The organism is Homoserinibacter sp. GY 40078, from assembly GCF_008017545.1.
GTDB lineage: Bacteria > Actinomycetota > Actinomycetes > Actinomycetales > Microbacteriaceae > Homoserinibacter.
Window position 1 is genome coordinate 492574 of record NZ_VRTZ01000001.1, and the last position, 15063, is coordinate 507636.

17 protein-coding genes are annotated in these 15063 nt (G+C 71.6%); 3 read left to right on the forward strand and 14 right to left on the reverse strand.

The genetic code is table 11. The features are described from left to right. Window positions 1-167: 167 nt before the first annotated feature. The 4 genes from FVQ89_RS02375 to FVQ89_RS02390 form a co-directional block, all read right to left on the reverse strand. On the reverse strand, window positions 168-725 hold the full coding sequence (locus FVQ89_RS02375; protein WP_222706029.1) for a thioesterase family protein: 558 nt from the start codon (window positions 723-725) through the stop codon (window positions 168-170). A gap of 70 nt (window positions 726-795) precedes the next feature. Continuing rightward, on the reverse strand, window positions 796-1704 hold the full coding sequence (locus FVQ89_RS02380; protein ID WP_147900319.1) for a DNA-3-methyladenine glycosylase: 909 nt from the start codon (window positions 1702-1704) through the stop codon (window positions 796-798). A 48-nt stretch (window positions 1705-1752) separates the two neighbouring features. Then, window positions 1753-2172: a DUF4190 domain-containing protein gene (locus tag FVQ89_RS02385; protein WP_147900320.1), complete on the reverse strand. Its 420-nt coding sequence runs from the start codon at window positions 2170-2172 to the stop codon at window positions 1753-1755. A gap of 133 nt (window positions 2173-2305) precedes the next feature. Continuing rightward, a complete protein-coding gene (locus FVQ89_RS02390; protein WP_147900321.1) occupies window positions 2306-2626 on the reverse strand; it encodes a hypothetical protein in 321 nt (106 codons plus the stop codon). A 115-nt stretch (window positions 2627-2741) separates the two neighbouring features. Between FVQ89_RS02390 and FVQ89_RS02395 the strand changes: the two genes are divergently transcribed. From FVQ89_RS02395 to FVQ89_RS02405, 3 genes are read left to right on the forward strand one after another with little or no spacing between them, the layout of a single operon-like run. Beyond that, complete coding sequence (locus FVQ89_RS02395; protein WP_147900322.1) at window positions 2742-3767, forward strand: 6-phosphofructokinase; 1026 nt, start codon at window positions 2742-2744, stop codon at window positions 3765-3767. 31 nt (window positions 3768-3798) lie between these two features. Then, complete coding sequence (locus FVQ89_RS02400) at window positions 3799-4776, forward strand: MDR family oxidoreductase (protein WP_147900323.1); 978 nt, start codon at window positions 3799-3801, stop codon at window positions 4774-4776. Between the two features lie 5 nt (window positions 4777-4781). Continuing rightward, window positions 4782-5204, forward strand: a complete 423-nt coding sequence (locus tag FVQ89_RS02405; RefSeq protein WP_255513376.1) for a DUF1304 domain-containing protein — start codon at window positions 4782-4784, stop codon at window positions 5202-5204. Between the two features lie 42 nt (window positions 5205-5246). On the opposite strand, the gene FVQ89_RS02410 is transcribed toward FVQ89_RS02405, so the two are convergent. From FVQ89_RS02410 to hemQ, 10 genes are all read right to left on the reverse strand, one after another. Further along, entirely contained in the window at window positions 5247-6440 is a 1194-nt protein-coding gene (locus tag FVQ89_RS02410) for an ABC transporter permease (protein WP_147900324.1), read from the reverse strand. Beyond that, a complete protein-coding gene (locus FVQ89_RS02415) occupies window positions 6437-7048 on the reverse strand; it encodes an ABC transporter ATP-binding protein (protein ID WP_147900325.1) in 612 nt (203 codons plus the stop codon). Before FVQ89_RS02415 ends, FVQ89_RS02410 begins: the two co-directional genes overlap by 4 nt. A 2-nt stretch (window positions 7049-7050) precedes the next feature. Beyond that, entirely contained in the window at window positions 7051-8610 is a 1560-nt protein-coding gene (locus FVQ89_RS02420; RefSeq protein ID WP_147900326.1) for a hypothetical protein, read from the reverse strand. 11 nt (window positions 8611-8621) lie between these two features. Next, the gene (locus tag FVQ89_RS02425) at window positions 8622-9092 is read right to left on the reverse strand and encodes a hypothetical protein (protein ID WP_147900327.1); all 471 of its coding nucleotides are present in this window, start codon (window positions 9090-9092) and stop codon (window positions 8622-8624) included. Window positions 9093-9170: 78 nt separating this feature from the next. Beyond that, complete coding sequence (locus tag FVQ89_RS02430; RefSeq protein WP_147900328.1) at window positions 9171-10493, reverse strand: glutamate-1-semialdehyde 2,1-aminomutase; 1323 nt, start codon at window positions 10491-10493, stop codon at window positions 9171-9173. Beyond that, window positions 10490-11476 (reverse strand): porphobilinogen synthase, encoded by a 987-nt coding sequence (gene hemB / locus FVQ89_RS02435; protein WP_147900329.1) that lies wholly within the window; start codon window positions 11474-11476, stop codon window positions 10490-10492. The genes FVQ89_RS02430 and hemB overlap by 4 nt, the downstream gene beginning before the upstream one ends. Next, complete coding sequence (locus FVQ89_RS02440) at window positions 11473-12240, reverse strand: uroporphyrinogen-III synthase (RefSeq protein ID WP_147900330.1); 768 nt, start codon at window positions 12238-12240, stop codon at window positions 11473-11475. The genes hemB and FVQ89_RS02440 overlap by 4 nt, the downstream gene beginning before the upstream one ends. Then, window positions 12237-13154 (reverse strand): hydroxymethylbilane synthase, encoded by a 918-nt coding sequence (hemC, locus tag FVQ89_RS02445; RefSeq protein ID WP_147900331.1) that lies wholly within the window; start codon window positions 13152-13154, stop codon window positions 12237-12239. Before hemC ends, FVQ89_RS02440 begins: the two co-directional genes overlap by 4 nt. Further along, window positions 13151-14326 carry a ferrochelatase gene (locus FVQ89_RS02450; protein WP_370454439.1) on the reverse strand — a complete coding sequence of 392 codons (1176 nt, stop codon included), beginning with the start codon at window positions 14324-14326 and terminating at the stop codon, window positions 13151-13153. The genes hemC and FVQ89_RS02450 overlap by 4 nt, the downstream gene beginning before the upstream one ends. Continuing rightward, window positions 14323-15024 (reverse strand): hydrogen peroxide-dependent heme synthase, encoded by a 702-nt coding sequence (gene hemQ / locus FVQ89_RS02455; protein WP_147900332.1) that lies wholly within the window; start codon window positions 15022-15024, stop codon window positions 14323-14325. Before hemQ ends, FVQ89_RS02450 begins: the two co-directional genes overlap by 4 nt. Window positions 15025-15063 lie beyond the last annotated feature (39 nt).

Genomic DNA, 15063 nt, shown 5'->3' on the forward strand with positions numbered 1-15063 from the left:
AGGACTCGCGGTGGGAGCCCGACATTCGATCCTCAGCCTCGTGGCTGATCGAACAGATCTACATGAGCATTGGTAACACGGGCTACGGACAGTTGAGCGCCGAAGCCACCGCGCGACAGGGAAGGCGGATCGACTTCATTCGTGAAGCCCAACCAGGACGGAGTCGCTCACTCCCAGTTGCTCGGCGCGGGCTGCCGGGTGCCCGGAAGTCGCACCTGCGCTGCCCACTCGTGCAGCCATCCGGGGATCGGATGCGACACGGGGTCCATGCCGCTCACGCGCGCGAGCTCGTCCATCGGCACGGTTCCGCCCGCATCGAAGAGGAACCGGCCCTGCACCCAGGCGCGGGCGTACACCTCCCCATCGACCACGAAACGCTGCTCGAGATACGCGGCGCGGTCGTCGAGCCCGAGGAAGCGCGACTCGATGACGTACCGCTGACCGAGGGTGAGCGACTTGCGGTAGGCGATCGTCTGGGCCCCCACCACCGGGTACATGCCCGCGTCGCGCATCCGCTTCCAGAGGCCCGTCCGCACCACGAGCTCCTGCCGTGCGTGGTCGAGGTTCGAGAGGTAGGCGCCGTTGTTCATGTGGCGCAGCTCGTCGAGGTCGCCGAGCAGCACCCGCCGCGGTGAGCGGCAGACGTCGTAGATGTCGAGCGGCGGCAGCTTAGGGGCGCGCGTGCTCAGCCAGACGAGGCGCGAGAAGCGTCGGATGAATCCCACTCGGGAACGCTAGGACTCCGTGACGCGGATCGCATTCCCGATGTACGCATCCGACAACACGGCGCGCGGATCAGCGCGTGCGATGGGCGGGGATCGCCATCCGCGGTCCGTGGCGTTCGTAGCCGATGCCGGCCGCCTCGATGAGCCGCACCACCCGCTGCCGGTGACCGCGCCACGGCTCGAGCAGTTCGAGCATGCCGTCGTCGTCGACGCGCTCGCCGACGAGGGCCCACCCCACGCGCTTGGAGACGTGGAAGTCGCCCACGCTCACGAGGTCGGGGTCGCCGTGCGAACGCTGCAGCGTCTCGGCGACCGTCCACGGGCCCACCCCCGGGATCGTTCCGAGGCGCCGCCCCGCCTCGAGCGAGGGCATGCGCGCACCGCGTTCGAGCGAGTCGGCCACCGCGAAGATGCGCATGAGCGTGTCGGATCTCTGCGGCCCGACGCCGGCGCGATGCCACACCCACGACGGGATGCGTCGCCACACCTCCGCGCTCGGCACGACACGCATGCCGAGGGGTGCGGGGCCGGGTGCCGGATCGCCGTACCGAACGACGAGCTGCCGCCACGCCGCCCTCTGCTCGATGCCGGTGACCTTCTGCCCGAGCACCGTGGGCACGAGGTACGGCAGGATGCGGCCCGCGCGCGGCAGACGCAGGCCGCGGAGCTCGTGGTGCAGCCGGGCGACGAGCGGATGCCGCGAGGGGTCGAATCCGGATGCGTCGTCCTCCGCGCCGAGCAGCGCGGGCACCCCCTCGATCGCCTCCGCGGCTCCGGCGCCCCACGCGCGCGCCTCGATCGCGTCGGCGAGTTTGCGCAGCAGCAGCGTCGCGGTTCCGGATGCGAACCGTGCCGTCAGCCACCAGCCGTCGGCCGTGCGGCGGGCCACCGGGTCGGTCGATCCCTGCACGAGCGGCGCGAGCACGAGCCGGAGCGCGACCGGCTCGGCCGGCGCATACCGGGTGGTGATCGCGTCCATCGGGGTCAGGCTAACCCCGGGCGCCGACGCGGACGCCCGCGACTCTCGCTACCGGACGTCGCCGCAGGTGTAGGTGACGCCGCCCTGGTGCCAGACGCCCGGGCCGAGCTCCTGGCAGGTCTGGATGGTCTGTGCCAGCAAGAGCGCAAAACCGACGACGATCAGCGTGTGGATCACGACGAGCACGATCCCGATGATCAGCCCCGCGGTGCCGGTACCGGTGCGCGCCCCCGCCGCCTTCGCCTTGGAGCGCGCGATCCCGCCCAGGATGATCGCGGCGATCGGCGCCACGAACCACACCACGAGGCCCACGAGCCCGACGATCAGCGCTGCGAGTCCGAGCCCCTGCCCGGCGTGAGCGGGCGGCTCCGCCGCGACGTAGGCCGGCGCGCCGGTGGAGTAAGGCGGCGGGCCTGCCGGGGCGGGCGACGGCGGATCCGCCGGCGTGGGGGCGTCGGGGTGGGTCATGGGTCTCCTTCGTCGTGGCAGAAGACGCCGCTGGCCCGAGCTCAGCGCCCGGGCCAGCGGTGGTCAGCTGCTCAGCTGCTCAGCTGTGGGTGTCGATGATTCCCGCGACGTCCCAGACGTCGGCGGGCTGTGCTCAGTAGTTGAGGTCGGTCGTGCTGATGATCGCGGCGCTTGCGACGCCGATGATGATGCTGACGATGATGCCGATGACGATCAGCACAATGCCGATCACGATGCCGACGGTGGCGGGGGTGTTCTTGTATCCCGCGTTCTTCGACTGCGAGCGGGCCACGATGCTGAGGATCAGGCCGATCAGGGGCAGGAAGATCGCGAGGATGAGGCCCGCGATGCCGAGGCCCTTGCCCGGGTAGGTGTCGGGCGCGGCGGCCGGCTGCGGCGGAGCCGGGGGCGCCGGCGGGACGGGCGGGACGGCGGGGTCAACGGGGTCGGTCATGACTCTCCTTGAAAATGGTGGTTGCGGCGACGAGATGGCCGTTCGTTGACGAACTGTAGCCTTCGCGGGACCTTCGGCGGGAGAGGCAGCCCCGGAAATGCGCCATGATGAGCGGGTGAAGATCGGAATCCTCACCAGTGGCGGCGACTGCCCCGGCCTGAACGCGGTGATCCGCGGCGCAGTGCTCGCGGGCCTCACCCAGCACGACGACCTCGAGTTCGTCGGCATCAAGGACGGGTGGAAGGGCCTCGTCGAAGCAGACCTGCACCCGCTCGGACGCCCGCAGGTCATGGGCATCTCGAAGCAGGGCGGCACCATCCTCGGCACCTCGCGCACGAACCCCTTCGAGTACGGGGGCGTCGAGCGGGTGAAAGAGGTGATGAGCGACACCGGCATGGATGCGGTCATCGCGATCGGCGGTGAGGGCACGCTCGCGGCCGCGAAGCGCCTCACCGACGAGGGAGTGCAGATCGTGGGCGTGCCGAAGACGGTCGACAACGACCTCTCGGCGACGGACTACACCTTCGGCTTCGACACGGCGGTGCAGATCGCGACCGAGGCGATGGATCGGCTGCGCACCACCGGCGACTCGCACGGCCGCTGCATGGTCGCAGAGGTGATGGGTCGGCACGTCGGGTGGATCGCGCTGCACTCGGGCATGGCGGCGGGCGCGCACGCGATCCTCATCCCGGAGCGCAAGACGAGCATGGACGAGATCTGCGGATGGGTCGACTCGACCCGCGCCCGCGGACGCGCGCCCCTGATCGTGGTCGCCGAGGGCTTCAAGCTCGACACGATGGACGACGCGCACTCCGAGCGCGGCCTCGACGCCTTCGGGCGTCCGCGCCTCGGGGGTATCGGCGACATGCTGGCGCCCGAGATCGAGGCGCGCATCGGCATCGAGACCCGCGCCACGACGCTCGGCCACATCCAGCGCGGCGGCACCCCGACGGCCTACGACCGCGTGCTCGCGACCCGCTACGGCATGGCCGTGGTCGACGTGGTTCTGCAGGAGCAGTGGGGCAAGATGGTCGCGCTGCGCGGCACCCAGATCGTCACCGTGCCGTTCGAGGATGCCCTCGGCCGCCTGAAGACGGTGCCGCAGTCGCGCTACGACGAGGCGGCGATCCTCTTCGGTTGAGCCCCGTGCGCACCCGCCTAGGGTGGGGCGTATGGTTCGTGCAGTGCAGGTGACCCGCGATGACGACGACGTCTCGACCGGTTTCGTCGATGTTCCCGAGACGGAACTGGGCGAAGGCGACGTGCTCGTGGATGTCGCGTTCTCGAGCCTGAACTACAAGGACGCCCTCGCACTGCGGGGCGACCGCGGGGTGGCCCGCGTGAGCCCCTTGATCCCGGGCATCGACCTCGTCGGCACGGTCGCGGAGTCCGACGACGCCCGGTGGCGTCCGGGCGACGAGGTGGTGCTCACCGGTGCCGGGCTCGGCGAAACCCGCAACGGGGGTTACGCCCGCCGGGCGCGTGTTTCGGGCGAGCTCCTCATCCGCGTCCCCGCTGCGCTCGGGATGCGACGGGCGGCCGCGATCGGCACCGCCGGCTTCACCGCGGGGCAGTCCGTGCTCGCGCTCGACGACCGCGGGATCCCGGATGGCGACGTGCTGGTCACCGGCGCGACGGGCGGCGTGGGCTCGGTTGCCGTGATGCTGCTCTCGGCAGGCGGACGCACGGTCGCCGCCGCGACGGGCGACCCCGCTGGTGCCGACTACCTCCGCGGGCTCGGCGCGTCCACCATCATCGACCGCACGGAGTTGCAGCAGTCCGGGCGGCCGCTGCAGTCGGCCCGGTGGGCGGGGGCGGTGGATGTCGTGGGCGGCTCGACCCTCGCGACCCTGCTCGCGCAGACCCGGCACGGCGGCGCGGTCGCCGCGTGCGGCCTCGTCGAGGACCCTCAACTGCACACGACGGTGATGCCGTTCATCCTCCGCGGGGTCGCGCTGCTCGGCATCAACTCGGTCGAAGCGGATGCCGCCGAACGCGCCCGCGTCTGGGACCTTCTGGAGCGGCGGATCGACGTCGACCGTCTCGATGCGCTCACGACGACGATCCCGCTGAACGACGTCGTCGAGCGCGCCGCGGATATCCTCACGGGGAGAAATCGTGGCCGTTTCGTCGTAGAGGTGGGAGACTGACACCCGTGGACCCCTTGCTGCTGGGTGTCGGTGCTGGCGTGGCCTCTCTGGCCGCGGGCATCCACGTCTATATCTGGATCCTCGAGAGCATCCGCTGGGGCACCGAGGGAACACAGCGGACTTTCGGCGTGCGCACTCGCGAAGAGGGCGAGGTGCTGCGCACGATGGCGTACAACCAGGGCTTCTACAACCTCTTCCTCGCGTTCGGAGCCGGGGCGGGGGTGTCGCTCGCGCTGTCTGGTCTGGTCGAGGCCGGCCTCGCGATCGCGCTCTACGCGTGCGCGAGCATGGTGCTCGCCTCGCTCGTGCTGCTGCTGTCGCGTCCGGGGATGCTGCGGGCGGTACTCGCGCAGGGTCTGGCCCCGCTCGTCGCGATCGTGCTGCTCTCGATCTCCTTCGCGGAGTACATCAGCGCACCTGCCAGCTGAGCCCCTCGGCCCAGCGGCGCCGGGCGCTCAGCGGTCCGGGGCTCAGCGGTCCCGCGACATCGCCGTGAGGTACGGATCGGCCCGCAGCACGCGCACGGCGACCAGCCATGCCGCCGCGGCGCACATGAGCGCGGTGAGGGCCGCCAGCCCGCCCGCGGCGAGGACGACGCGATCCCATTGAGGCTCGAGCGTCGGCGCGAGCGAGGAGATCAGGAGGGCGCCCGGCCCGACGCCGGCGATCGTCCCGAGGACAGCGCCGAGTGCCGCCCCGAGTGCCACGTCGGCGATCACGAGGCGCGTCACCTGCCCCTTCGTCCATCCGCGGATGCGCAGCAGCGCGAACTCGTCGGTGCGGCGTGCGACGGCCGTGCGGATCGCGCGATTCAGGTGCAGAACCAGCAGGATGCCGACGGCCGCGCCGACGACGGCGAGGAGCGCCGGGAAGATCGCGAACATGCCGGGGAGCTCGCCGAGTCGGTCACGCACGGGCACGGCGGTGAGCCCTAGGTCGCGGATGGATTCGGTGATCGCGGAGACCTCATCCGCGGAGTCGGCGACGACGGTCGCCGCGGGGATTCCCTGCGTGCGGAGGAAGTCGTCCGCACTGAGCCCGGAGCGCGCGGCGAGGAGTTCGACGACCAGCGCCTCGGAGGCGAGCGCGGCGTCCGGCCCGTAGCCCTGCCAGTCGGCCGCGTAGGTGGCGACGACGGGGAGCGCGCGCTCCTCGAGCCTGCCCGCACCATCCGATCCGAGCCGCGAGTAGGTCACGCGGAGCTCGTCGCCGGGGCTGACCTCAAGGGTGGTGCCCCCGACAGCGGTCGGCACGACGATCGCGGGGCCGCGTACGGCGGCGTCGAGGTCGGCAGGCGCGTCGGGGGGAAGCAGCGCCGGGTTCAGCACCTGGAGGGTCATCGACCAGGTTTCGCCGTCCGCGCCGTAGACACCGACGGATGCATCGGCTCGAACGTCGGCGACTCCGGGGATCTCGCGGATCCGATCCAGTTGCGCCGAGGTGATGCCGCTCGCGGCGAGATCGGCGGCGGCCACCTCGATCTGTGCGAGCGCGGACTCACCGCCGAGCGAGTCCGCGACACTTCCGGCGAGAGCCGCGGTGGGCGTGACGAGGGCGCTGACCACGAGACTCGCACCAGCCACGGTGAGCACGAGCGACCGCGCGATCGAGAAACGGCGGCGTATCGAGATCCCGAGCCAGCTGGCCGGGCCGGGGAACCTCATGGCTGTGCTCCTGTCATCTCGATGACGGCATCGGCCGTGTCGATCACGGCGCGATCGTGGGTCGCGACGAGCACCACCGATCCGGCCGCCGCGGCACCACGGAGGCTCGCGATCACGCGCGACGTACTGAGAGCATCCAGACTTCCCGTCGGCTCGTCCGCGAGGAGCACGGAGGGGCGGCCCGCGAGCGCGGCGGCGATCGCCACCCGCTGGCGTTGTCCGCCCGACAGCGACGACGGCAACTCGTCGCCGAGACCCCGCATGCCGAGCTCGTGCAGCACCCCCATCGCGCGCGCACGTGATCGGGACGTCGGCCTCCCCCACGCCAGGGCGACGTTCTCCCACACGGTGAGGCGCTCGAAGACGACGCAGTTCTGGGTGACGAGGGCGCACGGCGCACCGACCCGGCTTGCCGCCCCGCTCGTCACCCGGACGTCGCCGGATTCCGGCGTGAGCACACCGGCGACGCACGCGAGCACCGTCGACTTCCCCGCGCCGGAGGGCCCGACGAGGGCGGTGACGGCCCCGGGGGCAGCCGAGAACGTGACGTCTCGGACACCCCGTTCGACTGCGTCGTAGGCGTAATTCAGTCGTTCGACGATGAGCATCGTCAGCTCCAGTTCTCGATGCGAGCGCGTAGCAGCTCAAGGGCGAGTGGGCGGGCTCGCTCCACGTACCGGTCTCCCTCGGCCGCGTCGATGCGGGCGACGAGCTCGTCCAATGCCTCGACCATCGCGGCGCGGAAGTCGGGGTCGGGTCGCGGGTCGTTCGCGAGGCTGCGCATCATGACGTACCCGAGCGCCGACCCGTACCGCTCACCCTCCAGCGCGGCGATGCCGCGGGCGAGGTATTCGTCGTCCGTGAGATTCAGCGCCTCCGCGCACCCGTCCGCGGCGACCGCGAGTGTCGCGAAGGCGAGGGGTGCGGCGGCGAACCATGCGTCGACGTCCGAGGCGTCGCAGTCCGGCACCTCGATCCCCGCTTCCGTGGCTGCCTCGATCATGTGTGCCGTCGTGAGGTCGTCACCCTGTGTCAGGTCGAGGTCGGCCATCGCCGCGCGTACCCGCTCTCTCGCCGCAGAGTCCACGTCTCGGGGGCACACACCCGTCAACCGGGCGCAGAGGAACACGATGTCGCTCGTGAGCGGGCCATCGCTCACCTCACCCGCGGCCGCGACCGCGCCTCCCACGCCCGCGCGAAGCCATTCCGGAGGCTGCCCGGCACCTGTGACCGCAAGGAGTGCGACCGCGTCGCGTGCGGAGGCCAGGGTGCCTGCCCCCACCGGCGAATCTCCGACCTCGGAGAAGGTCGCGCGCGCGGTGCTCCACGATTCGATCGAGGCGGCGTTGGCCGCGAGGACGCGCGCGACGACCGACCGGGACGCCCCGGATGCGGCGAGGTACCTGAGTACCGTCGGATCGGAGACGATGGGCGACTCACCGGCGCACTGCGCAAGCGCATCATCCGCTCGGCCGGCGCTCCGCACGATGTTCGCGTAGACCTGCACCCATTCGTCGCAGCCAGACTCCCGAAGCGACTGCGCGATGTCCTCGACGAGGTCATCCGAGAGGTTCGGCACGGCGTCGGCGGGGATCACCCCCTGCGCACGCATCGCGACGAACGGCAGCGAGTGATCTCTCGTCGCGTCCCACAGCTGCTCGCGGAGCGATTGAGGCACCGCGACCGATTCCCCGTCGCGACAGCGGATCGCAGCGACGATGTCAGCCGCGAGCGCGGCCTCGTTCTCGTTTCCGATCCGACCGACGGATGCCCAGCTCAGCGAATCGATGGCACCTCGCGACGAGGTCGGCAACGCACGCGCCGCACGGTCGGCCTCGCCGCCCACGATCTCGCACAGCTGCGCGTATGTCGCCACCGCGTCCTCAATGGCGCGCGCAGAGAGACGCTCGAGGTCGGTGTCGTCGATGGTGACGACCTCGACCTCGGCGTAGCGCTGGGCGACGGCGATCGCGCTCAGCCCGGCGAGCGACGCGGCGGGCGGATGCTCCAACGACGCGTGTACGAGGTCATCGGCGGCGCGCAACTGCGCGACATACGCCCGCGCCTCATCCGCCGACATCGTCGGCTGCGTCTGATCCACCTCGCCACTGCAGCCGACGACGAGGGCGGCGGCCGTCAGTGTCGCGAGGGCCGCCGCCCACCGCCTCATGGATGCTCGGGTCACCACGACCAGACGTCGACGTACTTCTTGACTCCCTGGTGCAGGGCGAACGCGGACGAGTTGACGTGAACGGAGATCGTGAGCCCCGAGTACGACGCCGTGCCGCTGAGGTCGGAGATCCACGAGTTCTTGTTGGTCCACGCGATCGACTTGCTGCTGGCGGTGCCGCTTCCGCCGACGCCCTTCGGGAGGGAGACGGAGGGGTTGATCCCGCGCGCCTCGATGGTGGCCGTGTTGCGGATCTGCTCGACGTTCTTCGACTTCCCGTTGAGGGTCGTCTTGGACGAGGTCGCGAAATCGATCCGGCCGCCCGACAGGATGTTGGGGCTCCAGGCGTTCGCCTGCAGCTTGATGCTCGTCCCCGGGAGTGTGACCGTGCGCGATCCGCTGAATGCCTGAGCGGGAACGGCGGCGCCCGCGGCGAGCACGATCGCCGCAATCGCTCCCGCGAGGATGCTGGTCTTCTTCATGAATGTGATCTCCGTCCCGGCGGCGAACGCCGCCCTTCAGAAGGCCATGCCATATGGCTGACCTGTTAAGCCAATCGGCTACGCATGCCCTCCCGGGCGCGCGGCCGAGGCAGCGGCTCGGGCGGCCGCCGGGAGCGCCTCCGCGATCCGCGCCAGGGCCGCCTCGTCGTGGGCGGCCGTGAGGAACCACGCCTCGAACACACTCGGGGGCGCGGAAACCCCCGCGTCGAGGAGGGCGTGGAAGAACGGCGGGTAGCGCCACGACTCCTGATCGCGGGCGTCGGAGTAGTCGCGCACGGGAGCGTCGCGGAACGCGATCGAGAAGAGGCTCCCGGCGCGGGGGATCACGTGGGCGACTCCTTCCGCGGTGAGGGCCTCAGAGACCGCCGTCGCGACCAGCTCGGCAGCCGCGTCGATCCGCGCGTAGACCGCGGCGTCCGCGGCGCGGAGCGTCGTGAGACCCGCCGCGACCGCGAGCGGGTTCCCGCTCAGCGTGCCGGCCTGGTACACGGGGCCGAGCGGTGCGAGCAGCTCCATGAATTCGCGGCGTCCGCCGAGCGCCGCGAGCGGCATCCCCCCGCCGACGACCTTGCCGAACGTGAAGAGGTCGGGCGCCCAGCCGTCGCCGTCGAGGCCCCACCATCCGGCCGGGCCCACACGGAATCCGGTGAGCACCTCGTCGAGGATCAGCAGCGCGCCCTCGGCGTGAGCGACCTCGACGAGGGCCGCGTTGAACCCTGGGGCGGGGGCGAGCACTCCCGCGTTCGCCCCCGCGGCCTCCGTGATTATTGCGGCGATGCGCCCCGGATGCGCGAGGAACGCGGCGCGCACCGCATCGAGGTCGTTGTAGGGCAGCACGAGCGTCTGGGCGGCGATCGGCTCGGGAACTCCCGCCGAACCGGGCAACCCTTGCGTCGCGACGCCAGAACCCGCCTCGGCGAGCAGGCCGTCCGAGTGGCCGTGGTAGTGGCCGGCGAACTTCACGATGAGATCGCGGCCGGTGGCGCCGCGGGCGAGGCGGATGGCCGTCATCGTCGCTTCGGTGCCGGTGGAGACGAGCCGCAGCAGCTCCACGCCGCTCGCGGGGCCGAGGCGGTCGCGCACGAGCTCGGCGAGCTCGGTCTCGGCGGGCGTCGACGCCCCGAACGAGAGCCCCCGTGCGGCCGCTTCTTGGACGGCGGCGACCACGTCCGGATGCGCGTGCCCGAGCAGCGCCGGCCCCCACGACGCGACGAGGTCGACGTACTCGCGGCCGTCGGCATCCGTCACGTACGGACCGCGCGCCGAGACGAGGAAGCGGGGGGTACCGCCGACCGAACCGAAGGCGCGCACCGGCGAGTTCACGCCGCCGGGCAGCGCCGAGCGCGCCCGCGCGTACGCGGCGTCGTTCGCGGAGGTCATCGGCGCTCCCCCGCCCATCGCTCGGCCGCGTCGAGCGCGAAGTAGCTGAGCACCGCGTCCGCTCCCGCGCGCACGATGCTCTGGAGCGACTCGTCGACCGCCCGGTCGCCGTCGATCCAGCCGTTCTGCGCGGCGGCCGTGATCATCGCGTACTCGCCGCTGACCTGGTACGCCCACACCGGCACGGGAGAAGCATCCGCGGCGTCGGCCAGCACGTCGAGGAAGCTCATCGCCGGCTTGACCATCACCACGTCGGCGCCCTCCTCCACGTCGAGCTGCACTTCGCGCAGGCCCTCACGTCGATTGCCGGGGTCGAGCTGGTAGCTGCGCCGGTCGCCCTGCAGCGACGACTGCACCGCCTCGCGGAACGGCCCGTAGAACGCGGATGCGTACTTGGCCGCGTACGCGAGGATCGGCACGTCGTGGCGACCGGCCGCATCCAGCTCGTCGCGCACCGCGGCGACCTGGCCGTCCATCATCCCCGAGAGTCCGAGCAGCTGCGATCCCGCATCCGCCTGGGCGAGCGCCATCTCGCGGTACCTCACGAGGCTCGCGTCGTTGTCGACCCGACCCTCGGAGTCGAGGACACCGCAGTGCCCGTGATCGGTGAACTCGTCGAGGCAGAGATCCGTCTGCACGACGAGGGCATCGCCCACCTCGGCGACGGCGGCCCGTGTCGCCACGTTCAGGATGCCGTCCGGGTCGGTCGCGCCCGATCCGCGCGCGTCCTTCTCGACCGGCACGCCGAAGAGCATCACTCCCCCGATGCCGGCCTCCGCCGCACGCACGAGCTCGGCACGCAGCGAGTCGAGCGAATGCTGCACGACGCCGGGCATCGAGGCGATGGGGCGCGGCTCATCGCCGCCCTCCGCGACGAACACGGGCAGCACGAGCTGCGCCGGATGCACTAGCGTCTCGCGCGCGAGCCGGCGCCATGCCGGGCTCTGTCGCAGACGCCTCGGCCGGATGTGGGGCGCGCTCATTCGTCCTCCGCGTATTCGACGAGCGCCGAGAGGAGGGAGTCGACGCTGCGCTCCTCGGCGATGACGTGCACCGGCAGTCCGGCCGCGCGCGTGTCGAACGCGGTGCGCGGCCCGATGCAGGCCACGACCGTCTGCTCGGGAAGCGGGGCCAGCTGCTCGGAGACCTGGCGCGCAACCGACCCGGAGGTCACGAGGATCGCGCGGATGCGGCCAGATGCCACGTCGGCCTTCACGGGCTCGGCGGCGGGAACGCCGACGGTGCGGTAGGCAGCCACGAACTCCACCTCGAAGCCCAGCCGTGAGAGCCCCGCCACGAGAGTGGGCTCGGCGATGTCCGACTGAGGGATGAGCACACGCCCACGGATTCCCGAGTCGGGCCACTCCTTCACGAGCCCGCGAGCCGAGTTGTCGGAGGTGGGGACGAAGTCGACTCGGTACCCGGCGACCTGAAGCGCGGCCGCGGTCGTCTCGCCGACGGCGGCGATGCGCGTCGCATCCGGCACCTTCACCCGCTGACTCACGAGCACGTCGACCGTCGTCGCACTCGTCACGACGAGCCACGCGAACTGGCCGTCCTGCAGCTCGTGCAGCGCATTGGCGAGGGTGGTGGGGTCTTCGGTGGAGGCGAAGTTGATGAGCGGTGCGATCACCGGGACGCCCCCGTATCCGCGAACGGCCGCCGCGACCCCGTCGCCCCATTTGCCGCCGCGCGGCACCAGCACCCGCCATCCGGCGAGCGGCTTCACGGCGGTGGTGGGGGTCACGACTTGCTCCCTCCGAGGGGTGCGAGCTCGGCGGCGCCTGCCGCGAGGAGCTCGTCGGCCACGCGCTCGGCGAGCTCGGCGCCCGGGTGGAGCGAGTCCTCCGGGTACAACGCGTGCGAGGCGGTGAGGTACGACGATCCGTCGAGGGCGTAGACGCGGGCGGAGAGGAACAGGAGGCCGTCGTCGAGGATCGCACTCACACCGAGCGGCGCCGCGCAGCCGGCCTCGAGGCGCGCGAGCACATCGCGCTCCGCCTCGGCGGCGAGCCTGCTCGGTCGGTGCTCGAGCTTCGCCACCCGCTTCTCGTCGCCAGTGCGCGTCTCGACGGCGAGCGCGCCCTGAGCGGGCGCGGTGGGCCAGGAGTCCAGGCTCAGGCGCTCGGTCGCGGCCTCGGAACGTCCGAGCCGCTCGAGCCCGGCGGAGGCGAGCACCACCGCGTCCAGACGGCGGTCGGGATCGTCGGACTCGAGCCTGGCGAGGCGCGTATCCACATTGCCGCGGATGTCGATCACCTCGAGATCGGGGCGACGCTGGAGCAGCTGCGCCCGTCGCCGAGGCGACCCGGTGCCGACCCGTGCGCCCTCGGGGAGGCCGTCGAGGTCGTGCCCGCCGGATGCGCAGAGCGCGTCGCGCGCATCCGCCCGCTTCGGCACGGCCGCCACCGTGAGCCCCGGCAGCGGGGCCGTCGGGAGGTCTTTGTAGGAGTGGACGACGGCATCCACCTCGCCCGCGAGCAGAGCCTCGCGCAGGGCCGCGGCGAAGACGCCCGCACCGCCCAGGTCCGCGAGGGGGGCATCCGTGCGGTCGCCCTCGCTCTCGATCACGACCAGCTCGGCCCCCAGCCGGGTCGCCACGGCGCCCGCCTGAGCGAGCGCGAGCGCGCTCCCCCGGGTGCCGAGGCGCAGCGGGCTCACGGCTGGAGCCCCGCGATCGCCGGCTTGAACCCCGCTCGGACGTTCTCGCAGCAGCCCGGTCGGCACACGTCGAACCAGGGCCCGTACGCGGTGAGCGCCGGGCGCTCGCCGGTCGGGGTGCCGTTGACGCGCTCCATGACGAGGTCGACGAGACCGCGCACATACGCCGGATGCGTGCCCGGCGTGGGCGTGCGGATCGCGATGAGCCCCGCCTCCTCGGCGGTCTCGGTGGCCTCGGTGTCGAGGTCCCAGAGCACCTCCATGTGATCCGAGACGAAGCCGAGCGGGACCACGACGACCGCCTTCACACCGGCAGCGGGCAGACCCTCGATGACGTCGTTGACGTCCGGTTCGAGCCACGGCTGGGTCGGCGGACCCGAGCGCGACTGGTAGACGAGCTCCCACGCGACGTCCGATCCGGCTTCGCGCATCACGACCTCGGCGACCGCCCGGTGCTGCGCGGCGTAGGCGCCGCCCTCGCCGTAGTCGACGGTGCGGTCCCCCGAGCGCAAGGCATCGGCGGTGGGGATCGAGTGCGTGGCGAACAGCACGCGGATCTCGGATCCGGTGATTCCGCGGTCCGCGAGCTCGGCGAGCGCATCGCGCACACCCTCGACGAACGGCGTGACGAATCCGGGGTGGTCGAAGAACTGGCGCACCTTGTCGATGCGGAGCTCGTCGCCGAGGCTCGTCTGCTCGAGCGCGTTCGCGAAGTCCTCGCGGTACTGGCGGCAGCTCGAGAAGCTCGAGTAGGCGCTCGTCGCGAGTCCGATGAGGGTGCGGAACCCGCGGTCGTGCGCCTCCTGGACGGCCTCGGCGAGGTACGGATCCCAGTTGCGGTTGCCCCAGATGACCGGCAGGTCGATGCCGCGCGCGGCGAGCTCCGCCTCGAGCGCGGCCTTCAGCTGACGGTTCTGCTCGTTGATCGGGCTCACGCCACCGAAGTGGCGGTAGTGGTGCGCCACCTCTTCCAGCCGCTCGTCGGGGATGCCGCGGCCCCGGGTGACGTTGCGCAGGAACGGGATGACGTCGTCCTGACCCTCGGGCCCACCGAACCCGGCGAGGATGATCGCGTCGTAGGCGACGGGCTCCTCGACGTGCTCCGGACCGGCGGATGCGGCGGGCGTCGCCGCGCGCACGTAGCCGGGCGCCTCGCCGTTCGTGATCGTCACGAGAGCACCTCCGCCACCTCGTCGACGCCGATACGGCGCCCCGTGAAGAACGGCACCTCTTCGCGGATGTGCATGCGCGCCTCCGTCTTGCGCAGGTGCCGCATGAGATCGACGAGCTCGACCACCTCATCGGCCTCGAGCGCCAGGATCCACTCGTAGTCGCCGAGGGCGAAGCTCGCGACGGTGTTCGCCTGCACGCTCGGGTACTCCGAGCCCTTGCGTCCGTGGTCGGCGAGCATCGCGCGTCGCTCGTCGTCGGGCAGCAGGTACCAGTCGTAGCTGCGCACGAACGGGTAGACGGTCACCCACTCCTTGGGCGGGAGCCCGCGGAGGAAGGAGGGTGCGTGCGAGCGGCTGAACTCCGCGTCGCGATGAACGCCGAGCGCGTTCCAGGTGGGCAGAAGTGCGCCGATCGCGGGGACCCGTCGCAGGGTGCGGACCGCTGCCTGGAGGTCTTCGGCGACCGGCCCGTGCAGCCACACCATGAGGTCGGCGTCAGCCCGAAGCCCCGAGACGTCGTAGAGCCCGCGGACGACGACTCCGGTGGACTCGATCTCGGCGATCGCCTCGGCGAGGCCTTCGATGCCGGGTGCGTCCGGCCGAGCCGGGTCGCGTCGCCAGATCGCCCACAGGGCGAACCCCGACGGCCCCGATTCCTCGGAGCCGGGGGACGAGGAGGCATGGGGAGCGGATGTCACCCCTTCATCCTCCCCCGATCCCGCGAATGCCGCGAATCG